Source organism: Psychromonas sp. SP041, assembly GCF_000470315.2.
Lineage (GTDB): Bacteria > Pseudomonadota > Gammaproteobacteria > Enterobacterales > Psychromonadaceae > Psychromonas.
In genome coordinates this window covers 19133-42267 of record NZ_CBRF02000031.1, presented here as the reverse complement: position 1 = coordinate 42267, position 23135 = coordinate 19133, and the positions used below count along the sequence as shown (strand labels likewise).

Here is a 23135-nt window from a genome sequence, read left to right as displayed (position 1 = left end):
AGGCTTAATGCACGTTTGTCTACAATATATAACAAAGCAATAACAATTGGCGAGCATTATATGGTCTAATTTTAGTTAAATTAAGCAAAAGTTTCCAAAAGGAAACTTTATTTCTCGAATGTGATCTAGATCGTTATTTTAAGGTGCGCTTTTATTTTTGCAGGTTAATATAGAGAACATTAACAGGAGAGCAGTAATGACTGATCAGCAACACCAAGATATTTATCCATCAATGACCATTTCTACCGATCAGCAAACACAAAAGATTGCGCCTATTAAGCTAGGTGAGCGTTTAAAAGAGATACGTACTTCGTTAGGGTTAACCTTAGAAGAAGCAAGCCAGAAGACAGGCTTAGCGCGATCTACTTTGTCTAAAATAGAAAACGAGCAAATATCTCCTACGTTTCAAGCAATGCAAAAACTGACCAATGGATTGCAGATTAATATTCCACAATTATTTGCTGCACCTAAGCAAGTGAATACAACTGGTCGTCGTGACATTACGCGTAAAGAGGAGGGCAAAGCTCACCCTACATCAACTTATGAACATGAATTATTGGCTACTCAGCTCACTAATAAAAAGATGATGCCGTTTAAATCATTAATTCGAGCTCGTGATTTTGATGCTTATGCGGATTGGATACGTCATGATGGTGAAGAGTTTTTATTAGTGCTCAGTGGCGAGCTTACTTTTTTCTCTGAATATTATGAACCAGTGAATTTAAAGGAAGGTGATTCTGTTTATTACGATGCCAATATGGGACACATGCTTGTTTCAGTGAGTGAGGAAGATGCCTCAATTATATGGGTAACGGCTTCTTAGTTGCTTCACGTTTCACTTTTAACAGTAAATATTTTAACCATTAACACTTTATGAAAAACAATATAAACCTTATTAATGACTAAACGTTAGATGACGTTTAAACCTTACAGCCTTTGGAGTACAACCTGATGTCAGAACAATTATTAGTTACACCTCTTCATGCTTTACACATTGAAATGGGCGCGAAAATGGTGCCTTTTGCTGGTTATGATATGCCAGTTCAATATGCATTAGGTGTAAAAAAAGAACATTTACATTGTCGCCAATCGGCAGGGTTATTTGATGTGTCGCACATGGGGCAACTTCGTTTAAAAGGCGAAGGTGCAGCCAAAGCATTAGAAAAATTAGTGCCTGTTGATATTATTGATTTACCAGCGGGTAAACAACGTTATGCCTTTTTTACTAACGAACAAGGTGGCATTAGTGACGATTTGATGGTGACTAATTTTGGCAACCATTTATTTGTGGTGGTTAATGCGGCTTGCAAAACACAAGATATCGCACACTTAAAAACTAACTTACCAGCAGATGTTGAAATAGAGGTTATTGAAGATCGTGCTTTGTTAGCGCTTCAAGGTCCTAAAGCGGTTGATATGTTAGCGAAGCTAAACCCAAGTGTTAGCAATATGGTGTTCATGGATGCCGAGAAAGTAGAGCTTGTTGGTGTTGAATGTTACGTCAGTCGTTCTGGTTATACCGGTGAAGATGGTTTTGAAATATCAGTACCTGCTGAACAAGCTGAGCAATTAGCTCGTGAGCTATTAGCTAACGATGAAGTTGAATGGATTGGCTTAGGTGCACGTGATTCTTTACGTTTAGAGTGTGGTTTATGTTTATACGGCCATGACTTAGATGAAACAACCACACCTGTTGAAGCGAGCCTTTTATGGGGTATCAGCAAAGTACGCCGTGAAGATGGTTTACGTGCTGGTGGTTTTATTGGTAGTGAGTTAATCCTAGAGCAAATTAAAACTAAAAATATTTCACGTAAACGTGTTGGTTTAATTGGTAAAACTAAAGCGCCTGTTCGTGAAGGTGCAGTATTATTTGATGCCAACGACAATCAAATTGGCGTGGTTACAAGCGGTACATTTGGTCCGTCAAAAGGTATGCCGGTTGCAATGGGTTATATCTATACGGCATTCACTGCTATCGGTACTGAAATTTTTGCTGAAGTACGTGGCAAAAAACTAGCCATGACAGTAGAAAAAATGCCTTTTGTTGCGCAAAGTTACTACCGAGGCTAAACCTTTTATTAAAAACCTTAATGAAAGTTAATATTTTATGGAGCAGGCTATTGCCTGCTTTTTTTATGCTTATTTGTGGTGATAATGTCACATTTAAAATTTAACTGTATAAATAACCAGTATATTGTTATTCGCAGACTGAACCAAAAACCAGACATATATGCTTGTATTGCTCGATTAATAACCATCCCTCCTTATTTTAAACGTATTCATGGTAATTTCTTTTTAATATTCAATGACTACTGTATGTAAATACAGCTATGATTTTTAAGTGTGAATTTTTAAGTATGAGTTTTTAAGCATTGTTAATTTGTAAGGTCTGAGATTTTGTAAAATAAGCATTTCAATTGAAAAGAATTAAATATCCCAACAATTTAAGCTTGAATAAAAATGGAACGCTTACTGTTCATGATGAGGTTAATTTGGTTTTATGCCAATGACATTAAACGACATTAGAAAATATTAACATAAGATTACCCCAACTCTATCTTGTATCTTTGTCACTCACCCCTGATACTAACCATTCAATATTGGTAAAGTTAACGGAGCAAAAATAATGGAACTCGCAATATATGTGGTAGATGCGTTCACCGAGCAGCAATTTAAAGGCAATTCTGCTGCTGTTGTACCGTTGACTGAATGGATCGCTGATGAGTTAATGCAAAATATTGCCATTGAAAATAACTTATCTGAAACCGCTTTTATTAAAAAGATTACGCCTAATCGTTACGAAATACGTTGGTTTTCTCCGTTAACTGAAATTGATTTTTGCGGACATGCTACGTTAGCGTCTTCATTTATCTTGTTTAATCAGTTTGATGTTCAAGGTGAAATTGATTTTGTGACGCTGGAAGTAGGGACTTTATCGGTTCAGCAGTTAGATAATGGACGTATTCAAATGAGTTTTCCTAATCAAATGCCTGAGATCGTGAAAGATATTCCACCAGCGGTACTCGATGGCTTATCTATAAAACCGTTAGTAGTAATGAAGAATAGACAAGCTTATTTTGCTGTTCTAGCCTCGGCAAACGATGTATTAAACGTTGAATATAACGCAGAGTTGCTTAAGTTGTTAGCGCCGTATGACTTAGTGGTGACATCAAGTTGCAACGTTGATTCTAATTTAAGTATCAATGAAGGTAATGTTAGCAAAAGTAAGGGTGCAGGTATAAACCCTGATTTTATTTCTCGATACTTTTGGCCTGCTAGCGGAGGAGATGAAGACCCAGTTACTGGCTCTATCCATGCAGGGTTAGCTCCGTACTGGTCAACGCGACTGAATAAAAATAGGTTAACCGCTTACCAAGCTTCAAAACGTGGTGGCATTCTCTATTGTGAAATGGAAAACGATCGAGTGTTAGTGTCTGGTTCTGCGGTTTTATATCTTCAAGGTAAAATACTTGTGTAAACAGTTGAACTTGATTCAAATGGTTAGTTAACATGCTTCACTGAAGTAGTTAGTTGGAATGGTTAGCTTAAATGGGTCGTTAAAATGGCTAGTTAAAGTCGTTAATGGAATGGTTTACCACGTTATTGGTTAGGTGACGTTACTCATGGTTATTAACACCAGAACTATGCTAACAATATTATTAACGGCAACATAACTAATAGCAGTATTAGCATTCACTACAATCACTATTTTACTATCAGCGATAACAACGATAAAAATAACTAGCAGAGTAATATCGATTGTTAATTGCATCACCGTTTACAAGGTACGTTTTATATTATGCGTCTAGATAAATTCATTTGTAAGAGTACTGCCTTAACTAAAGCGCAAGCCGTTGAAAGGCTTCTTAACAACCAAGTGGCGGTTAATAAGGCGATTGTTAGCGATGCAGCTTTTCAAGTACATGAAAATAATCACGTAACACTCGATGGTCAATTGTTAGTTTGTCGTCCATTCCGCTATTTGTTAATGAATAAACCTGCTAATACCATTTGTTCTAATGTCGATGAAGTTTACCCTTCTGTATTAAATCGTTTAACTGATTTAGATAATGAAGCGGGTAGCTGTGATGTGAATGAATCTGGCATCGATACACCCGATATAGATATAACCGAAATAGATACAACCGATACACCAAAAATATTCGAAACTACTGAGTTACACATAGCAGGGCGCTTAGATGCGGATACGACTGGGCTCATTTTAATTACTGACGACGGCCGTTGGACATTTAACATTACTTTACCGACGAACGATTGTAAGAAAGTATATCGAGTGGGTTTATCAAAGCCTTTACAAGCGCATCTTATTGAACAATTTAATCAAGGTATTCAATTACAAGGAGAAGCTAAGTTAACTTTACCTGCAACGCTTGTTCAACTAGCTGAAAAAGAAGTGTTATTAACCATTACTGAAGGTAAATTCCATCAAGTTAAGCGTATGTTTGCGGCTGTTGGTAACCGGGTGATTAAATTGCATCGAGAACAAATTGGAGACGTGAAACTCGATGTTGAATTAGGAAAGTGGCGTTATTTAACACCACTTGAAGTTGCTTCTTTTGTCTAATCTTTCATCTTTAACTTTTAATCTAGTTTTTATCTTTTATAAAGAAGCAACTAACATGTGGCTAAACGCTTAGCTATTTAGCTATTTAGCTATTTCAGGCAAATGGATTTGTATTAGGTAATCTAAGGCAGATTCAATCGCGGCAACTTGTGCATTATTGCAGTCTTCAGGTGTCGCACTGTCACTATCGGGATAAACTTCCGTCGTTGTTGTGAACTTAGCATCCGTCATACCCGCACATAAGCCTAATGCTTTTACTGGATAATATATAACGCCTTCATATTCCGCTGTAGAGCCAATGATTTTACCATTGTTATCAGCAGGCGCTATATGAGTCACTTGCTTAACCGCTTTAATGATAGTGTTCTGGAAATCAACGCACTTATTCTCTGAGTCGCCGACTAAGTAGAAACCATCTGGAATAGTATCTGCCATATACTGTTCGCCGTCTCTGGCTGCTAATGCGGGTCTAAATTCACTTTCATCGGTATCGGTAGTTTCATGTAAATCGATGTGTAAAAGCAGTTCTCCCTCTAAATCATTAACGAAATTGATTGCGTGTACGGCTTCTTGGCTTTGACTATCGGTAGTAAATGAACGGTTAGGATCAACTGCATAAGGATTCCAACGTGCTATATGTTCATATCCCCAAGGACTAATGCAAGGTAAAACAACAAGGTTAAACTGAGAGAGGTAATCTTGAGCTGAAGTATGTAAAAACTGAATTGCGCCCTGTACACCACTTGTTTCATAACCGTGGACACCGCCAGTGACTAATATTACTGGTTTATTTATATCCCAATTTCTACTTTGTAGTGCGAACAATGGGTAACTATTCGTGTCAATACTTAGCGTACCGTATTGTAATAGGTTAAAACCATGGGATGAAAGTGATTTAAGTTTCGTTATCACTTCATCCGGGTAAGATCGAGATTTAACAGCTGCATCATGCCATTGCTTTTTTTGGTCATCAGACCAAGGAGTGCCTGGCGTACCAATAGGGTAAAATGTATTCTCTGACATAATGTTTTCCTTAATAATTATTTATTTTAAGTGTGAGATACGCCATTTAAGTCATACTATGGATGAGCTTAATATCCTACCATTAATAGAAAGGTTTTTATGTATTACGGCGAAAAACTCAATAGTATTACCCATCTTATTGGTGCCATCTTAGCTTTAATTGGCTTTGGCACATTATTAACGATTGCTTTTCAAGAATATAATTGGCGAATTATCGTTAGTTTTATTGTGTTTGGAACTACCTTGATCATGCTTTATACGATGTCGACTTTATATCATAGTTTCCATCCACCTAAACTTAAAAAAATTTTTCAACAGTTAGATCATGTTTCAATTTATCTATTGATTGCAGGCACTTATACACCTTACATGCTGCTTACACTACAAGGTGATGATGGACTGTTGATGCTTGGCTTAGTGTGGGGATTAGCGGTGATTGGCTTAGTGATTGATTTACTTGTGGTTAAACGTATCGAGTGGTTACAAATCATTATTTATTTAGCGATGGGTTGGATATGTGTTTTTAAATATTCTGCGTTACAACTAGCAATTCCGGGCCCTGGTATTAGTTGGTTAACTATTGGCGGCATTACTTATACCGTTGGTATTATCTTTTATGTGTTAGATGATCTAACTAAAATGAAGCATGCACATGGTATTTGGCATCTGTTTGTTTTAATGGGGTCAATAAGTCACTTTATCTCAATTGCATTTTATGTGCGGTAGGATTTTTTCTTTCGATTGTTTTATTTTGCTTGTTTTCTTTTGATTACTTTCATTTACTAATTTTTTTACTTATTAAAATATTTTTAATTGTGGCTTAAAGGTGATTTTTGAGATTCTTAAAAAAATGCTTTGATTTCACGATTGACGATAAGTTAAAGAGGGGATTTACATCCCCGTATTATTGTCAATTCTCGCCTTTTTATTAGTGTTAGGGTTAGTTTTTGTGTTAACCCTTGTTCTCTTAGTATCTCTTTATTTATTAACGCTATAGTCGACATAAGCCTAGGCCGTTTTTATAGAAGCGTTGGTTGAAATCGTTTTACCCTTAATATTTTCAACTTTACGTTGTTTTTCATATAAGAAGGTTAACACATCAGATCTTAAGCGATTGTAATGTGCATCCTTAGATAAACTTAATCGGTCACGTGGACGTTCTAAATCGACATCTAGAATTTCACCGACTGTCGCACTTGGACCATTCGTCATCATGACAATTCGGTCTGATAACAATACAGCTTCATCAACATCATGGGTGATCATGATAACGGTATTATTCAACTCATTTTGAATCTCCATTAATGAATCCTGCATGTGTGCTCTTGTTAACGCATCTAGTGCTCCAAAAGGCTCATCCATTAATAAAACTTCTGGTTGCATTGCTAATGCACGCGCAATGCCTACACGTTGTTTCATTCCGCCCGATATTTCATTAGGACGTTTGTACATTGCATGGTCCATGTGAACCAATTTTAGATTATGTTCAATCCAATCTTTCTTAGCGGGTTTACTCATTGTTTTACCAAAGACTTGTTCAACCGCCAACTCTACATTTTGATAAGCTGTTAACCAAGGTAACAACGAATGATTTTGAAAAACAACGGCGCGTTCAGGACCCGGTTCAGTGACTTCTTTACCGCTTAGAATCACGCCGCCTTTGGTTGCTTGATATAAACCAGCAACCACATTCAATACCGTTGATTTACCACAACCTGAATGGCCAATCAGTGAAACAAACTCGCCTTTTTTTATTTTTAAATCAACATCTTTAAGTGCTGTAAAACTACCCGTAGGGGTTGGGAATTCCATATCTATATGGCTTATATCAAGTAAAACATTCATGTTTTTTTCCTTAATTGCTTATTGTTCGTTAATTAATTAGTTATTAGCTGTACTGTTAAATGAGTCTTTTAAATTAGCGCTACACCTAAGTCAGTCGCGCTAATTGCTTTATTTAAACCGTTGTTGCTGATTTATCCCAAGATGCCATGCGTTGAAGTTGCAACATGCCTCTATCAAGTACGAATCCGATAAAACCAATCACAATAACTGCCGCCATGATGCGTGCTAAAGAATCAGAACTCCCATTTTGAAATTCATCCCATACAAATTTTCCCAGTCCAGGATTTTGTGCCAACATTTCTGCGGCAATTAATACCATCCATGCGACGCCAAAAGATAAACGCATACCAGTGAATATCATCGGTACAGAGGCAGGTAGTACAATTTTTTTAATGTGTGTGAACAGCGGTAAACGTAACACGCGGCTGACATTTTTTAAGTCTTGTTCTAGCGATGAAACACCAATTGAGGTGTTGATGACCATTGGCCATAAACTACAAAGTGTCACTGTTAATAATGAGTTAACAAATGATTTAGAGACTAAAGGATCGTCAGAAACATAAAGTGCACTCACTACCATTGTCACTAAAGGTAACCATGCCAATGGTGAAACAGGTTTGAATATCTGAATAATTGGATTGACGGCTGAGTTGAGGTTTTTACTTAACCCCATTGCAATCCCTAATGGAATCGCGATGATCGCCGCTAATAAAAAACCACTGGTAACAGTGATTAAGCTCGTGACAATTTGGTCTAGAAAGGTTTCTTTACCGGTATAGTTTCTGATTTTTACAACATAAGTAGGATCGGCAGCTAATCGCGCTTCATTACGTATGTCTTGACGTTGATAGAATTTTTCAGCTTTTGCTCTTTCTGCTGTATGTTCATCATAAAGAGAATCAAACTGTTGGAATACAGCATTCGGCCCTGGAAAATCACCTAAAGACGTATGGATATTTTTAGCGGCAACACTCCATAAGAACAGAAAGATCATGATGCCTATTAAAGGCAATACCAATAATTTACTGATTGATTTAAACCAGCCTTGTAGCTTTTGGCTGGTTATTGCTGAAAGTTCTAATTTATTGATAAGTGAGCTGGTTGTCATTGTGACTGTTCCTTTTTGAACGCTGTTTTGATACCCGACCCAAACGTAGGAGCGGGTATCAATTGCTTTTTAAAGACTAAATTTAAATTTTATTTATGTACTTTTTTTAGTAACGGTTAAATAACCTTAAATTTTGTCATCTTTTTTAAGTCCAATTTTGAAAGAGTCTATGTAAGCGTTTGGTGTGTTACCGTCATAAACTAAGTCATCAATAAAGTGCGTTTGTGGTGCTCTAAAGCCTTTTTCAGTCGAAAAGTCTGGGAAGTCTTTAGCATCAGCTAGTTTTTCATCAATTAATGATTGAGCCGCCATTTGGTAAATGTCTGGACGGTAAACTTTCTTCGCTAAGTCTTTGTACCATTCATCTGATTTAGCTTCTGAAATTTGACCCCAACGACGCATTTGCGTTAAATACCAAATGGCATCTGAGTAGTATGGGTAAGTTGCGTTGTGTCTAAAGAATACATTGAAATCAGGGACATCTCGTTTGTCGCCTTTTTCGTATTCAAATGTTCCCGTCATACTGTTTGCAATGACTTCATAATCGGCACCAACGTAGTTAGATTGCGATAAAATCTTCACTGCAGCAGGGCGGTTTGCATTATCTTTTTCGTCTAACCACATAGCGGCACGAATTAATGCGCGTGTTAAACGAATAGTTGTGTTCGGGTATTTTTCAGCAAATTCAGCAGTTAAACCAAATACTTTCTCTGGATTGTTTTTCCATATTTCGTAATCAGTCACAACAGGTACACCGATGCCTTTAAATACAGCTTGTTGGTTCCATGGTTCACCTACGGAATAACCGTAGATAGTGCCTGCTTCTAATGTTGATGGCATTTGCGGTGGAGGCGTAACAGATAAGATAGCATCGCCATCGATATGACCGCTCGTATCACCTTTATGTGGTGCGTAAAATCCTGGGTGAATGTCACCAGCTGCTAACCAATAACGTAATTCATAGTTATGTGTTGATACAGGGAATACCATGCCTAGATTGAATGGTTTACCTTGTGCTTTATAAGACTCGACAACAGGCTTTAACGCATCCGCTTTGATTGGATGTACTGGCCATCCATCTGCTTGTTTAGGAATATTAGGTTTCATCTGTTTCCAAATTTCATTAGAAACAGTAATCGCATTACCATTTAAATCCATTGAAAAAGGCGTAATGATATGGGCTTTTGTACCAAAGCCCATTGTTGCTGCAATCGGTTGTCCCGCTAACATGTGTGCACCATCTAGCGTGCCATCAATTAAACCATTGAGTAACACTTTCCAGTTAGCTTGTGCTTCAATCGTGACGTATAAACCTTCGTCTTCAAAATAACCATTTTCATAAGCGATGGCGATCGGTGCCATATCGGTTAATTTAATAAAGCCAAATTTTAATTCTTCTTTTTCTGGATAGCCTAACTTTTCGGCTTGTGCAAAAGAGATCACGGTTGCTGATATTGCGATGCTTAGTGCCAGTTTTTTAGCGACAAATTTGACTGGTTTAATCCAACTCATTATATAAATCCTTTTATTTTGGTTATTTTGATGCAAAAAAAAAGCGCTCATTAACGTCCTTATTACAAGGAGGTTAATGAGCGCCATTGCTCTTTTAAACTGCTTAAACGCCATTGTTTAAGCTTAATTAATTTTTATTTTATTATCGCCGTTGATAATAAAACTTTTTATTTCTACTTCTTATTTTTTATCTGTTTTCTTTTATGCGTTTAACGACTCTATTAACTGATGCTTATTGGTTTTGATAATTCGCTTTGATATTGTCTTTTAATGAGTAAAAACAGTGATGATATTATTTGAAACCTCGGCTAATGTTTGCCCATTATTCATCGCCATTTTTCTTAGTAAGGTGAAGGCTTCTTGTTCGGTCATTTTTCGTTGTTGCATGATATAACCTTTTGCTCTTTCAACAATTTTACGATCTGCCAATTGATTTTTTGTGCGTTGTAATTCTTGAACTAATAATTGATGTTCTTTAAATCGCTCACAAGCAACCGTGATCAAACTATTTAAACGGCTAGGTTGAATATCATTAACAATATAGGCGCTTACACCCGCTTGGATTGATGATTTAATTAAAGAGGGTGTTTCTTGTGTTGCAAACACTAAAACAGGTAAAGGCGTTAATTTATTAATGTTGCTTATTTCTTTCAATATTTCAGCAGAAGGCTCATTTGTATTGATGATTAAAATGTCTGGAAGATGCTGTAAACATTGTTTAGATAATAAAGCAGAATTACTGACACAATGAATGACGTTATAGTTAAGATCGATAAGAGATTGTTTTAATGAGGTGTTTTGATACTGATTGTTGTCTTTTTTACCATCAATGATAAATTCAATCGTCTTTACCTCTTCAACAAGTAATACAGAGTTCTTCTGTTTACTTTTAAATTGCTCATCTTGTATTACACCCACTATGGTGACTCCTTGCTCAATTAACGATTGATCAACATCCATTTAACATCAATTTGGTAACCTATTTCTTTAACGCTCTATTTACTTATAGCACATTGAATGCCATGTTTATTTATTCAATTAAAATCAATGTGTTAAGGGTTTTTTAGTTGGGCTTAAGTGAGTTTTTGGATACATATATTGCACCAATGCTGTAAATCAATGGCGATGACGCACTGAACAGGTGCAATATTGATGAGTATTTTAAATACTCATTTGAGCGATGAGTTAAACGATTACATCAGTGTGATTTTAAAATTAATTGTTATTTATTTCTCAATGTGACTGAATTACCTTAATCCATATTTATATTTGTGACTTGATAAGGTAATATCTCGCCCCTTAATTTTTTCCATTAGGTATTCCTATGACAACTGATTTTATTGGCATTGATTTTGGTACGAGTAATTGTGCTGTAGCAGCGCTTGTTAATGACTTACCAACACTGATTGTTGTAGATGAGAACAGCGAAAACCCTTATAAAATACGCTCTGCTATTTACTTGGCTCATGACGAGTCAGGTGACGATAGCCATGATGCTAAAGCAAATGAACAAACTTTAAACGATATGTTAGCAGCGGGTGAGATTTTATTTGGTGAACAAGGCTTTAATGCTTTTTTACAAACACCGCATGAAGGTCGTTATGTTAATAGCCCTAAAAACTTTTTAGGGGCAAAAATTCCTAAACGCTTGTTAGATAGCTTTGAAAAGCTAGTGGTTCGTTTTCTTTCGTATTTAAAGAAATGTGCAGAGAAACAACTTTCTATTGTTATTACTAAAGCGGTGATTGCACGCCCAGTTAACTATCATTCCACTATGGGTGAATTAGGCAATAAACAAGCTGAAGCATTAATGTTGCGTGCCGCTAATAAAGTAGGATTTACTGATGTTGAGTTTATCCATGAGCCGCTTGCCGCAGCCTATCACTTTGAACAGAATATCGAAAAAGCAACCGATGCGATGGTTGTGGATTTAGGTGGCGGTACGTCAGATGTTACTTTCTGTATGTTAAGCCAAGAAAATGCAGAGAAACTTGACCGTACTGCTGATATCTATTCAACAGTAGGGATCCGCCAAGGTGGGATTGTTTGCGATAAGTTATTAGCCAGCGGCATTGTTTCTCCTTTATTTGGAAGAGGTACGCGTACTAACAAGGGAAGAGCGATTCCTAATATGTTGTTTTCTGGTGTTTATGACATTGATAACATTCCATTAATGAGTGATTTTTATTCGCCTGCTCGCAGTAAGTCGATTACCGAATATATTAACGAAAGTGAAAACCCAATACCGTTAATGCGCTTACAACAAGTACAAACGGAAAGGTTAACACACCAGTTAATGCATTCGATTGAGCTCGCTAAAATCAATTTAAGTGACAATGATAAAGCTGAATTGTCTCTATCCTTCGTCGAAAGTGAGCTAGAACTGAATATTCAACGTCCACAAGTATCTGAAACAATGGTGAATTGGTTAGATAAAATGTTTGTGATGATTGATGATGCAATTGAGCAGGCACAGAGAATTCCTGAAATCATTTATTTAACGGGAGGGATGGGATTATCTCCATTGGTGCAACAAGCTTTAAGTGATCGTTACCCTTCAGTGTCAATCACCGTTGCAGACGCATTTAGCTCTGTTGTCTTTGGGGCATTACTCAAAGCGAAACGTTTGTATACTTAATGAGTAGATAGTTCAGAAAGGTTTACGAAATATGCTTTAATGACTTATATTTGACTAGATAAATAGATGATATAATGTGTGTTATCAACGATTAAGCTGATGTTTGGTCATTTTTATTTTTTATTATTCGTTGTAATTATATGCTCTTTATTAACCATTCACTTTCCGTGAGCTAAGTTAATATTATAAATTAAGGAACAATTATGAAATTAAAACACTGGATTGTATTAGCTGCCTCAACAGCAATGGTGCCATTAGCATCTGCTACTACCATTTCTTTTGACGGTTTAGATAACGGAACGATTGTCGATGACGAGTACTTTGCTGATTATGGCATTACTTTTAATGGTACTAATGCTTTTCAAAATGAAAGCAATCTAGCTGTTGTTTTTGACAGTAGCCTAACGAATACTCAAGATAGTGATTTAGAATCGCCTTTTACGAATATTAATAATCCAAGTTTGGGCACTTCAAATCCAGGTAATATTTTAGTTATCCATGAAAACCCTACTACTTGTGATGCATTAACTTGTACAAATCCAGATGACGAAGGTAATCGTCCTGCGGGATATTTTACAATTGACTTTTCTGAAGCTATTACGTTAAACAGTATTGATTTCTTTGATATTGAGTCTGAAGAAGCAACTGATCATAATGAGATTAATTTATACGATGTAAATGGCGATGAAATTAGTGCAGGTACTTTTTTCACTCCGGGTACTGGCGGTAATAATACTTGGGATCGTTTATTGTTTGATGTAGCAGGTGTTTACTCGTTAGAAATAAACCTTAATGGTTCAGGTGCTATCAGTAATTTAAATTTTGATTATGCAACCGTTTCTGTTCCTGAGCCTTCAACACTAGCTGTTTTTGGTTTAGCGTTGTTAGGTTTTGCTGGGGCGTCTCGTCGTAAGGCTTAAGTTCACTGACAGATACAAATAGGCTTAGTGTTAAGCGCTATGGTTAGAAAGGTCACTTCGGTGGCCTTTTTTGTATCTATTAAAAAACCTTCCGTTTAAAATCCTATGATCTTCGAAAATAATTGCTACAGCTCTATTTAAATCGCTGTCTAAATCTTTTATGCACTTATGTGTCTATTTACCTATTTATCTTATATCTATCTACCTCCATACTTTTGTAATCTTTAAATAATTGATCAGAATAATAATGGCGGCTTTTGACTCATTGCTCATTTTAGATGGGTAGGTTTCCCCCCATAGCGTTAACAACCTATTTTCTATTTCCCTAATAATTTCTCTATAAACCCTGCTATGACTGCATTGTTAACATTAATTTAACATTGGCGCGCTGCTTGCTATATCAGTTCATACGATAGAACGTTTTCGTTATTAATATTTACATCATTTTATTAAAGTCAGTTTTATACACATACGCAATCAATGCGTACCAATATGGATATAGGAGCTCAACATGTTTAAAAAATTAACGGTTATGTCTTTATGTAGTGCAGCACTTTTAAGTGGCGCTAATGCTTATGCTAATTGTGATCCAGGTGAAATGGTGATCAAGTTCAGTCATGTTACTAATTCTGATAAACACCCTAAGGGAGTTGCTGCATCATTATTAGAAGAACGTGTGAATACTGAAATGAACGGTAAAGCGTGTATGCAGGTTTTTCCAAACTCAACTTTATATGATGACAACCAAGTATTAGAAGCACTGTTAAATGGTGACGTGCAACTAGCGGCTCCTTCTTTATCTAAGTTTGAAAAAATCACTAAAAAATACCGACTTTTTGATTTGCCATTTTTATTCGATGATGTTGCTGCTGTTGATAGATTTCAGAACTCTGAAGCGGGCGATAAGTTAAAAAATGCAATGAATCGTCGTGGTCTAAAAGGATTAGAGTTTTGGCATAACGGCATGAAACAAATGTCAGCTAATAAGCCTTTGTTATTACCAAGTGATGCTAAAGGGCTTAAGTTCCGTGTACAAGCTTCTGACGTGTTAGTGGCACAATTTGAACAACTAGGTGCGAATCCTCAGAAAATGTCATTTAAAGAAGTTTACGGCGGCTTACAAACTAAAGTTATCGATGGTCAGGAAAATACTTGGTCAAATACTTACGGTAAAAAATTCTTCGAAGTTCAAGATGGCGTAACAGAAACGAATCACGGTATTTTAGATTACTTAGTCGTGACGTCTGGCGATTGGTGGGACAACTTACCTGATGATATTCGCAATCAATTAGGCACTATCTTGAAAGAAGTAACTGAAGTTCGAAATGCTGAATCAACGGTTGTGAATGAAGCGAACAAGCAAAACATTATCAAAGCGGGTGGTGTTGTTCGTACTTTAACAGCAGAGCAACGTGAAGCTTGGGTTACTGCACTTAAACCAGTATGGAAAAAGTATGAAAAAGATATTGGTAGTGACTTACTTGAAGCTGCACAAGCGTCTAACCAGTAACTATTAGTTTCAGTCATTGCCTTAAAATCGACATAATGGTTTTAAGGTGATGGCGTTATTTAATAGCGTAAAAGATAGTGAATAAGAAAGGGATACACAAATGAAAAGCGGAATTTTTGCCCGAATAGGGAAAATCACCGACTATGCCGAAGAAACATTAATTGCCGGATTTTTAGGGTTAATGACGTTATTAACCTTTGCCAATGTAGTGGTGCGTTATGTCTTTAATGACAATATATTATGGGCATTAGAACTCACGGTATTTATGTTTGCATGGATGGTGTTAGTAGGCGCTTCTTATGGCGTTAAAAAGCATTTTCACATTGGTGTGGATGTTGTTATTAATATTGCACCCAAAGGCTTAAGAAAGACCTTTGCTTTGGTCGCAGTCTTCTTTTGTTTATTCTTTTCTGTTTCATTATTAATAGGCTCTTGGAATTATTGGGTGCCTTTTATTACTGACCGAGCTTGGTATGAGACGGAAGACATTCCAATGCCTGACATCTTACAGTTCCTTTCTGGTTGGTTTAATGAAGGGGAACGATACGAAAGATTACCTCGTTTTATTCCTTACTTTGCATTGCCACTTGGTATGGCAATGATGACGTTTAGATTTTTACAAATAGCTTGGTTAATCATGACCAATAAATTAGACCGCATGATTGCTAGCCATGAAGCTGAAGAACAGCTTGATGAGCTTCATCAAGAACAGGGCAATAGCGAACTCAATGAGATCAAGCAAAGCTTCGGCAATAAAAGTCATGATCATAAAAATGATGCTCAAATAAATAGTGATCAAAAAATGAAAGCTGAACAAGCGAATGTTAAAAAGGAGGATAACTAATGGCGATGTTAATGCTTTTTCTTATGGTGATTGCTTTGATGATCATCGGTGTGCCTATTGCGATTTCGCTAGGCGCTTCAAGTATTGTCTTTTTAATGGTGCATTCTGATGCGTCGTTAGCGTCTATTGCACAAACGCTACTTAATGCATTTACTGGTCATTATACTTTATTGGCGATTCCCTTCTTTATTCTTGCTTCTAGCTTTATGGCAACAGGTGGTGTGGCAAAACGTATCATTCGCTTTGCAATTGCATTGGTTGGGTCACTACGAGGTGGTTTAGCGATGGCATCGGTTGTGGCTTGTATGATGTTTGCTGCTCTGTCTGGCTCATCGCCTGCAACGGTTGTTGCTATTGGTGGTATCGTTATTGCTGGTATGGTTAAAAATGGTTATACAAAAGAGTTTGCTGCAGGGGTTATTTGTAATGCTGGTACCTTAGGCATTTTGATTCCACCTTCAATTGTCATGGTTGTTTATGCTGCCGCGACGGATGTATCAGTAGGGCGCATGTTCTTAGGGGGCGTTATCCCTGGTTTATTAGCAGGGATCATGTTGATGATCGCCATTTACATTTACGCGCGTTATAAAAACATTCCTGCGCAACCTTTCGTTGGTTGGAGCGAAGTGTTCCGCTCTGCAAGAGATGCTGGTTGGGGATTATTACTGATTGTTATTATCCTTGGTGGTATTTATGGTGGTGTCTTTACGCCGACTGAAGCTGCTGCTGTTGCCGCTGTGTATGCCTTTATTATTTCAAACTTTGTTTATAAAGATATGGGGCCATTATCAGATAAGGAACCTGCAGAGAAAAAGGCCAAAGCTTATTGGTTTAAAGCGATGCATGTGTTCTGCCATGAAGATACGCGTAAGACATTATATGATGCGGGTAAGTTAACGATCATGTTGATGTTCATTGTTGCTAATGCGCTAATCCTTAAGCATGTATTAACTGAAGAACGTATTCCACAAATGATAACAGAGTCAATGTTGTCGGCTGGCTTAGGTCCAATAGAGTTTTTAATTGTCGTTAATCTATTATTATTGATTGGTGGGCAATTTATGGAACCGTCTGGTTTGCTGATTATTGTGGCACCTTTGGTATTTCCAATTGCGATTGCTTTAGGCATTGATCCTATTCACTTGGGTATTATGATGGTGGTGAATATGGAGATAGGGATGATCACGCCACCCGTTGGTTTAAATCTCTTTGTCACCGCGGGGGTCGCCAAACTCTCGATGATGAAAGTGGTCAAAGCGTCATTACCGTTAGTCGGGGTGATGTTCTTGTTCTTGATGATTGTGACTTATGTACCTGCGGTATCTACGTGGTTACCGAACATGATGATGGGACCTGAGGTGATTACTAAGTAGTTAATCTTCATATTATGAACTTATTGCTGGTGGACTAACCCGCCAGCAATTATTCAACTCATTTATTTTCTTTTTCCTTAGTACCTTAGTCCTTTAATTCTTTAATTCTTTAATTCTTTAATTCAACTATTCTTCTCTTTCTATATATTCCTTTCTCACTTATTCCATTAGCTCATTATGCTCTGCTTTAAAACTTTGTTTTTCGATACCGTGCTTTTGCATTTTATCGTATAAGGTTTTACGTGGGAGGTTAAGCGCTTGCATCGCATTTTTGATGCTGCCATTAGTTAAGCTTAAGGCTTGTTCTATTAAGGTCTTTTCAAAAGCATCAACTTGCTCAGATAAACTTAAACCTGCGTTAACATCGTTCTCTGCATCGTTCAGGTCAGAGAGCGAACCTAATAAAATAAAGCGTTCTGCGGCATTCCTTAATTCTCTCACATTACCAGGCCAATCATGGCTCAATAGTGCTTGTAATGAATGAGCGGGTAATGCCGGTGCGGCTTTGCCATATCGAGCAGCTGCGACTAATAAAAAATGGTGGAATAACTTAGGGATATCTTCTTTGCGATGACGTAAAGGTGGTAAATCTAGCGTGACCATATTTAACCTGTAATACAGGTCTTGTCTGAAATCCGGTGCTTCTTTTAAGTCGACTTTAGTGGCAGCAATAATTCTGATGTCTAAGTCAATGGCCTTGTTAGAACCAACTCGCTCTAAACTTCTTTCCTGTAATACTCTTAATAAACGTACTTGCGCTTGCATCGGCATCGATTCGATTTCATCAAGAAATAGGGTGCCTCCTTGAGCATATTCGAATTTCCCGATACGTTGCGAGTCAGCCCCTGTAAAAGCACCTTTTTCATGGCCGTATAACTCACTTTCAATGAGGTTCTCTGGTACAGCGCCACAGTTAACGGCGACAAAGTTGTTCGAACTACGTTGGCTTTGTTCATGTAAGGAGCGTGCAACTAACTCTTTACCCGTGCCTGTTTCTCCATACAGTAGTATGTCTGCATGGCTATCTGCAACGCGGCATACCATTTGTTTTAATGAAACAATACTCGGTGTGTTGCCGATAATTCTTGGGCCTAATGTTTCTTTACTTTGTAATGCTTTCTTTAGCTCTCTGTTCTCAAGCGTAAGCTTTCTTTTTTCAATCGCTTTACGCGTCACTTCTATCAACCTGTCTGACGAAAAGGGCTTTTCAATAAAATCATAAGCCCCATTTCTTATTGCTTCAACCGCCATTGAGATATCACCATGCCCGGTGATCAGAATAATAGGCAGGTCAGCATCTTGCTGTTGTAAGGTGTTTAACAACTGTTGCCCTGTGATACCAGGTAATCTAATATCAGAGATCACCACTAGGGGTAATGATTGTTTTGCGGCTATTAGCGCAGATTCTGCGTCTTCAAAGAATGCCGCATCAATATCAGATAATGCAAAGGTTTGTTCGTTTGATAAACGCATATCGTATTCATCATCAATAAAAAATACCAAGCTCATTATTACTCCCTGATCTTATTTCGATTCTAATTATTTGATTCATTGTCAAACATATTTCTTACACAAACCATGCTTAACGTGATGACTCGTCTTCTGATCTGTTGTTATCTTTAATAGTCTTTGATTCACTGAATACGTTGTTAATGACTAATGGTAAGGTAATCGTAAACTCAGCACCTGCTTCTGGCCTATTTTGCGCAGATAAAGACCCTTTCATATTACTGATAATTTGTTGTGAAATAGATAGACCTAAGCCCAGCCCTGTTTCTTTGGTGGTAAAGAAGGGTTCAAATAAATGCGGTAGATGTTCTTTATCGATACCTGTTCCTTTATCCAGTACTTTAATGATAGCCAATGGTCCTTTACTATCCTGCTTATTTTCTAGTTGAACGGCTAGTTTAATAATGATTTGTTTGTCGTCACTGTGTTGCATTGATTGCAGAGCGTTAGATAGCAGGTTAACAATAATTTGTTCTAATTGGATAGGTTCAGCTTTTACGTTAACAGGTGTGTCAGGTAATGCGATTGTTAAGTTAGCTTTGTTAGCTTTTAATTGTGGTTTAAGTAATTCATGCGCAGCGAAGATAACGGGTTGTAATGCGATGATTTGTAATTCGCCATTAGGCTTGCGTGCAAATGATTTAAGTTGTGAACTGATTTTTGCCATGCGTTCAGTTAATAACCCAATGCGAGTTAAGTTATTGCTAACATGTTCTAATTGGTTTCTTTCAAGAAATAATACTGCATTTTCTGCGTAAGTGCGTATCGCTGATAAAGGATTATTGAGTTCATGGCTGATACTGGCAGATAGTTGTCCTAATACAGCTAATTTAGCAGATTGAATTAATTCTTTCTGTGTAGAGCGAAGTGCCGCTTCTGCTTTGTGCCTTTCTTCTACTTCAGCTTGTAAGGCTGATGTTCTTTGCATCACGGTATATTCAAGTTCTCGTTTGGATTTTATTGCTAATAAAGCTTGCTCTTGAAATCTATTTCTTTTCTGTTTGATTAAAATAAAGGTTAAATAGAGTAGTAAGTAGAGCAATGTAATGAAGGTAAATAGAATTAAAATATCGATAATGATCGGGGCTATTGGTGCAAAGACTCTAACGTTCCAATTTTTGCTTTCAGCAACACTTAAGAGTGACAAATAATAATTTGAAAAAGGTTTTTTATTTACAGTTGTTAAGATGCTGGCATTTTGTTGTAGATCACCATTGATAGAAACAGACCCTATTGTTTTTTCTAGATATCGACGACTGTTTAATATTGTTTGTTTTTGGTTATCAGATAAGGGAGATAAACTCTTAAAAAGCCATTTTTCTTCAGAGGATATAAAGACAATATTATTCATATCAGAGACTAAAAAGTGCTGTTCTTTGCCTATCCAATCTTTTTCGATTAACGACAGATCCATCTTGACTACGACAACTCCAATCACTTCAGCGGCATACTTAACAGGGTATGAGAAATAATAACCTCTTCTACCCGATGTTGAGCCTAATGCAAAATATTGTCCTTGCTCACCGCGCATTGCATCGTGATAGTAAGGGCGGAATGCATAATTATCACCTACAAAAGAGGCTTCTTTTAACCAGTTACTCGCTGCGATGGTATTCGCTTTTGCATCTAATAAATAGGTATCAGATGCGCCGACTATATTATTGATTGATCTTAAATGGCGATTGGTTAAATCAAGTTGCGCGGTATTATGGGGAGACATTAACGCGTCGATTATTATACCTTGTCGAGACAGCAGCTGTGGAATGAACGCAAAGTGTCCTAATTGGCTCTCTAGATGGCGACTAAAACGATCAAGTTGTTGTTGATTACTGGTTTGTAATTGTTGAAAACTGTGCTGCCATAAGAGGTTAATACTTACAATCAAGGTTAAGCAATATATGAAGAGATAAACGGCTGTTATGTGTTTACTCAGTTTCGCCATGATTAACTGCATTGTGACTGTTCCTTATCCATTTTCTTATTCACTTCCTTATTTATTTTCTTATTCATTTAAGGTATAGCGAACTCTGTTTATTGAAACATGCCTATTATACTGAACCAATTTACCTTAACTTGAGTATTTAAGTTGTATGATTGCGCATGATTCTATGTTTAATACCTTCAGAATGAGCATTATACATTAAAGAAGTGACTGATAATAAAGCTGAAAATGACTAATTGTTACTATATATGCTATGTTATTAATACATTTTATTTTATGACATGACTTATGAAGCTACCTGAACTGATATTAGATAAAGCACTTTGCAAAGTCCGAACCATTACGACCTTTATTCATTTAGATTTTGATCAAAGCCAATGGCCTTCATTAATTAAAAATGCGAATGATTTTTGTCAATCGTTAGCAGATGATTTCAAAGAAAAGGGCTATACAGTCCAGTCTATTCGGATTGTGACCAATGCTTTTGCTGAATATATCGACACAACTAACTTACAAACAGCTCAACAAGATTTACGAACGTTAAATACGTTACTCAATAATAGCCAACAATCAGGTTTAAGACTTCGATTTGCTATTGGTGAAGCGACTACTGCACATCAACTCAGTCTCATTCCTGAATTAATTCAAGAATTCGGTGATTTATGCAATGTTTGTGTGAATATTCCAATAGATGAACACTTTCTATTGGATAATCAGTTAATTCAAAGTGCAACGAAAGCGGTTAATCGAATTAGTCAAATTACTCCACGTGGAGAAGGTAACTTTAATTTTACGGTTAATTTTAACTGTAAGCCGTTAATTCCTTATTTCCCTGCGAGCTATTCTGATAAAACCACTAATAATCATTTTGTCATAGGGTTGGAAACACCAGACTTATTAGTCGCCACATTAAAAGCATTTAATGAGCAAAATTCAATCTTAGATCATCAGCAAGCTTTTGATGGTTATTACCAATCTTTAACTCAACAAATACAACATCACGTTGATCAATTAAAAATAATTATTGAAGATCGCCGCCTTAACCAACACGTTAATACAGGTTTTAAAAAAGATTTTAAATTTGCAGGTATCGATAGCTCAGCGGCTCCCTCAAAAAATTGTGCGAGTATGACAGATGTCTATGAATTAATGGGTGTTGAGTACTTTGGTGCCTCAGGAACCGTTGAAGTTTCTTCATTATTAACACGGGTATTCAAATCAATAAAAAATATGCCGCTGGTGGGATTTTCAGGGTTAATGTTAGCATTAACTGAAGACAGAGGACTTGCAGCTGGTAGCCAACAAGCACATTTCGATATTCGTGCTTTATTAACCTATAGCTCAGTATGTGGAATCGGTTTAGATACTGTACCTATTCCCGGTGATACACCGATTGATAAAATTTCAGCTTTAATGCGTGATACAGGTACGATGGCATTTAGATTAAACAAACCATTAACGGTACGCGTATTTCCAATACCTGGTTTAAAAGCAGGCGATTCAACGTCATTTGAAAGTGACGACTTATGTAACTGTACTGTATTAGCAGTACCTTAAGGAAAAATATGTCGATAATAATTTATGGCGATAGCTTGTCAGGAAACTGTTATAAAATTAAATTGTTATGTTCATTATTACAAATTGAACATCAATGGATTGAAGTGAATATTTTAGAAGGAGAAACTCGCTCTAGTGAGTTTTTGGCAATGAACCCGAATGCTAAAATTCCACTGTTAGTGACAGAAGATAAACAGTTCATTGCTGAATCTAATGCTATTTTGTATTACCTCTCTCAGCAAACCTCATTTTTCCCCACTGATCTATTACAACAATCGATTTGTTTGCAATGGATGTTCTTTGAGCAATATAGCCACGAACCTTATATTGCTGTCGCTCGTTTCATCAATAAATACCTTGGTAGTCCAGCCGACAGACTGGCAGAATTAGAAAGTAAACAAGAAGGCGGGCTTAAAGCATTAGCAGTAATGGAAATTCAATTACAAAAAACAGCTTATTTATTAGGTGATACGATCAGTATTGCTGACCTTTGTTTATTTGCTTATACCCATGTCGCTTATGAAGGTGGATTTGATTTGAATAACTTCCCAGCTATTTTGACATGGATTTCCCGTGTTGAACAACAACCAAACTTTATTCATATTGGATAGATATTAAGCAAATTAATTAAAAATCAATCAGAATATGAAAGTTTGTTTGTTATGGCACTAATATATAACGTTATGTTATAAATTCATTGAGGACAGACGCACAGCTTAATGTTCTAATGCGCCTTATAGGGTGCTGAATCATTTAGTATAAAGACAAT

The 23135-nt window shown here is 36.8% G+C and carries 20 protein-coding genes; 12 read left to right on the top strand and 8 right to left on the bottom strand.

Features of this window, described 5'->3' with window-relative positions; translation table 11 throughout:
* The first annotated feature begins 196 nt into the window (after positions 1–196).
* From SP041_RS15730 to SP041_RS15720, 3 genes are all read left to right on the top strand, one after another.
* Positions 197–823, top strand: coding sequence for an XRE family transcriptional regulator (locus SP041_RS15730; protein ID WP_025563428.1), 627 nt, complete (start codon positions 197–199; stop codon positions 821–823).
* Positions 824–951: 128 nt separating this feature from the next.
* A complete protein-coding gene (gcvT, locus tag SP041_RS15725) occupies positions 952–2070 on the top strand; it encodes a glycine cleavage system aminomethyltransferase GcvT (RefSeq protein ID WP_025563427.1) in 1119 nt (372 codons plus the stop codon).
* A 556-nt stretch (positions 2071–2626) separates the two neighbouring features.
* Complete coding sequence (locus SP041_RS15720) at positions 2627–3478, top strand: PhzF family phenazine biosynthesis protein (protein WP_025563426.1); 852 nt, start codon at positions 2627–2629, stop codon at positions 3476–3478.
* Between the two features lie 129 nt (positions 3479–3607).
* On the opposite strand, the gene SP041_RS20895 is transcribed toward SP041_RS15720, so the two are convergent.
* The gene (locus SP041_RS20895; RefSeq protein ID WP_170968563.1) at positions 3608–3772 is read right to left on the bottom strand and encodes a hypothetical protein; all 165 of its coding nucleotides are present in this window, start codon (positions 3770–3772) and stop codon (positions 3608–3610) included.
* Between the two features lie 27 nt (positions 3773–3799).
* Between SP041_RS20895 and SP041_RS15715 the strand changes: the two genes are divergently transcribed.
* On the top strand, positions 3800–4585 hold the full coding sequence (locus tag SP041_RS15715; RefSeq protein WP_025563425.1) for a pseudouridine synthase: 786 nt from the start codon (positions 3800–3802) through the stop codon (positions 4583–4585).
* 81 nt (positions 4586–4666) lie between these two features.
* On the opposite strand, the gene SP041_RS15710 is transcribed toward SP041_RS15715, so the two are convergent.
* The gene (locus SP041_RS15710) at positions 4667–5608 is read right to left on the bottom strand and encodes a M14 family metallocarboxypeptidase (RefSeq protein ID WP_025563424.1); all 942 of its coding nucleotides are present in this window, start codon (positions 5606–5608) and stop codon (positions 4667–4669) included.
* Positions 5609–5707: 99 nt separating this feature from the next.
* On the opposite strand from SP041_RS15710, the gene SP041_RS15705 reads away from it, so the two are divergent.
* A complete protein-coding gene (locus SP041_RS15705) occupies positions 5708–6334 on the top strand; it encodes a hemolysin III family protein (RefSeq protein WP_025563423.1) in 627 nt (208 codons plus the stop codon).
* Positions 6335–6616: 282 nt separating this feature from the next.
* Here the strand turns inward: SP041_RS15705 and SP041_RS15700 are convergent, their stop codons facing one another.
* The 4 genes from SP041_RS15700 to SP041_RS15685 all read right to left on the bottom strand — a co-directional run bounded on the left by SP041_RS15700 (position 6617) and on the right by SP041_RS15685 (position 11033).
* Entirely contained in the window at positions 6617–7453 is an 837-nt protein-coding gene (locus SP041_RS15700; protein WP_025563422.1) for an ABC transporter ATP-binding protein, read from the bottom strand.
* A gap of 112 nt (positions 7454–7565) precedes the next feature.
* Positions 7566–8561 (bottom strand): ABC transporter permease, encoded by a 996-nt coding sequence (locus SP041_RS15695; protein WP_025563421.1) that lies wholly within the window; start codon positions 8559–8561, stop codon positions 7566–7568.
* A gap of 126 nt (positions 8562–8687) precedes the next feature.
* A complete protein-coding gene (locus SP041_RS15690) occupies positions 8688–10073 on the bottom strand; it encodes a CmpA/NrtA family ABC transporter substrate-binding protein (protein ID WP_025563420.1) in 1386 nt (461 codons plus the stop codon).
* A 267-nt stretch (positions 10074–10340) separates the two neighbouring features.
* A complete protein-coding gene (locus SP041_RS15685; RefSeq protein WP_025563419.1) occupies positions 10341–11033 on the bottom strand; it encodes an ANTAR domain-containing protein in 693 nt (230 codons plus the stop codon).
* A gap of 364 nt (positions 11034–11397) precedes the next feature.
* Between SP041_RS15685 and SP041_RS15680 the strand changes: the two genes are divergently transcribed.
* From SP041_RS15680 to SP041_RS15660, 5 genes are all read left to right on the top strand, one after another.
* Complete coding sequence (locus SP041_RS15680) at positions 11398–12711, top strand: Hsp70 family protein (protein ID WP_025563418.1); 1314 nt, start codon at positions 11398–11400, stop codon at positions 12709–12711.
* Positions 12712–12914: 203 nt separating this feature from the next.
* Positions 12915–13631, top strand: coding sequence for a PEP-CTERM sorting domain-containing protein (locus tag SP041_RS15675; RefSeq protein WP_025563417.1), 717 nt, complete (start codon positions 12915–12917; stop codon positions 13629–13631).
* A 511-nt stretch (positions 13632–14142) separates the two neighbouring features.
* On the top strand, positions 14143–15141 hold the full coding sequence (locus tag SP041_RS15670; protein WP_025563416.1) for a TRAP transporter substrate-binding protein: 999 nt from the start codon (positions 14143–14145) through the stop codon (positions 15139–15141).
* Between the two features lie 100 nt (positions 15142–15241).
* Positions 15242–15985: a TRAP transporter small permease gene (locus tag SP041_RS15665; protein WP_025563415.1), complete on the top strand. Its 744-nt coding sequence runs from the start codon at positions 15242–15244 to the stop codon at positions 15983–15985.
* A complete protein-coding gene (locus tag SP041_RS15660; RefSeq protein ID WP_025563414.1) occupies positions 15985–17358 on the top strand; it encodes a TRAP transporter large permease in 1374 nt (457 codons plus the stop codon). The genes SP041_RS15665 and SP041_RS15660 overlap by 1 nt, the downstream gene beginning before the upstream one ends.
* Before the next feature lie 159 nt (positions 17359–17517).
* Here the strand turns inward: SP041_RS15660 and SP041_RS15655 are convergent, their stop codons facing one another.
* Entirely contained in the window at positions 17518–18867 is a 1350-nt protein-coding gene (locus SP041_RS15655) for a sigma-54 dependent transcriptional regulator (RefSeq protein WP_025563413.1), read from the bottom strand.
* 73 nt (positions 18868–18940) lie between these two features.
* On the bottom strand, positions 18941–20821 hold the full coding sequence (locus SP041_RS15650; protein ID WP_240791483.1) for an ATP-binding protein: 1881 nt from the start codon (positions 20819–20821) through the stop codon (positions 18941–18943).
* 276 nt (positions 20822–21097) lie between these two features.
* Here SP041_RS15650 and SP041_RS15645 point away from each other — a divergent pair, with 276 nt between their 5' ends.
* The gene (locus SP041_RS15645) at positions 21098–22366 is read left to right on the top strand and encodes a DUF711 family protein (RefSeq protein WP_025563411.1); all 1269 of its coding nucleotides are present in this window, start codon (positions 21098–21100) and stop codon (positions 22364–22366) included.
* 14 nt (positions 22367–22380) lie between these two features.
* Positions 22381–22977: a glutathione S-transferase family protein gene (locus tag SP041_RS15640; RefSeq protein WP_025563410.1), complete on the top strand. Its 597-nt coding sequence runs from the start codon at positions 22381–22383 to the stop codon at positions 22975–22977.
* The last annotated feature ends 158 nt before the right edge of the window (positions 22978–23135 follow it).

What these genes read in the sequence shown, in the direction of transcription:
- SP041_RS15695 (WP_025563421.1), bottom strand. Translation starts at nt 8,561, where the DNA reads ATGACAACCAGCTCACTTATCAATAAATTAGAACTTTCAGCAATAACC.
- gcvT (WP_025563427.1), top strand. Translation starts at nt 952, where the DNA reads ATGTCAGAACAATTATTAGTTACACCTCTTCATGCTTTACACATTGAA.
- SP041_RS15700 (WP_025563422.1), bottom strand. Translation starts at nt 7,453, where the DNA reads ATGAATGTTTTACTTGATATAAGCCATATAGATATGGAATTCCCAACC.
- SP041_RS15730 (WP_025563428.1), top strand. Translation starts at nt 197, where the DNA reads ATGACTGATCAGCAACACCAAGATATTTATCCATCAATGACCATTTCT.
- SP041_RS15645 (WP_025563411.1), top strand. Translation starts at nt 21,098, where the DNA reads ATGAAGCTACCTGAACTGATATTAGATAAAGCACTTTGCAAAGTCCGA.
- SP041_RS15685 (WP_025563419.1), bottom strand. Translation starts at nt 11,033, where the DNA reads ATGGATGTTGATCAATCGTTAATTGAGCAAGGAGTCACCATAGTGGGT.
- SP041_RS15670 (WP_025563416.1), top strand. Translation starts at nt 14,143, where the DNA reads ATGTTTAAAAAATTAACGGTTATGTCTTTATGTAGTGCAGCACTTTTA.
- SP041_RS15655 (WP_025563413.1), bottom strand. Translation starts at nt 18,867, where the DNA reads ATGAGCTTGGTATTTTTTATTGATGATGAATACGATATGCGTTTATCA.
- SP041_RS15665 (WP_025563415.1), top strand. Translation starts at nt 15,242, where the DNA reads ATGAAAAGCGGAATTTTTGCCCGAATAGGGAAAATCACCGACTATGCC.
- SP041_RS15660 (WP_025563414.1), top strand. Translation starts at nt 15,985, where the DNA reads ATGGCGATGTTAATGCTTTTTCTTATGGTGATTGCTTTGATGATCATC.
- SP041_RS15705 (WP_025563423.1), top strand. Translation starts at nt 5,708, where the DNA reads ATGTATTACGGCGAAAAACTCAATAGTATTACCCATCTTATTGGTGCC.
- SP041_RS15720 (WP_025563426.1), top strand. Translation starts at nt 2,627, where the DNA reads ATGGAACTCGCAATATATGTGGTAGATGCGTTCACCGAGCAGCAATTT.
- SP041_RS15710 (WP_025563424.1), bottom strand. Translation starts at nt 5,608, where the DNA reads ATGTCAGAGAATACATTTTACCCTATTGGTACGCCAGGCACTCCTTGG.
- SP041_RS15715 (WP_025563425.1), top strand. Translation starts at nt 3,800, where the DNA reads ATGCGTCTAGATAAATTCATTTGTAAGAGTACTGCCTTAACTAAAGCG.
- SP041_RS20895 (WP_170968563.1), bottom strand. Translation starts at nt 3,772, where the DNA reads ATGCAATTAACAATCGATATTACTCTGCTAGTTATTTTTATCGTTGTT.
- SP041_RS15675 (WP_025563417.1), top strand. Translation starts at nt 12,915, where the DNA reads ATGAAATTAAAACACTGGATTGTATTAGCTGCCTCAACAGCAATGGTG.
- SP041_RS15690 (WP_025563420.1), bottom strand. Translation starts at nt 10,073, where the DNA reads ATGAGTTGGATTAAACCAGTCAAATTTGTCGCTAAAAAACTGGCACTA.
- SP041_RS15650 (WP_240791483.1), bottom strand. Translation starts at nt 20,821, where the DNA reads ATGCAGTTAATCATGGCGAAACTGAGTAAACACATAACAGCCGTTTAT.
- SP041_RS15680 (WP_025563418.1), top strand. Translation starts at nt 11,398, where the DNA reads ATGACAACTGATTTTATTGGCATTGATTTTGGTACGAGTAATTGTGCT.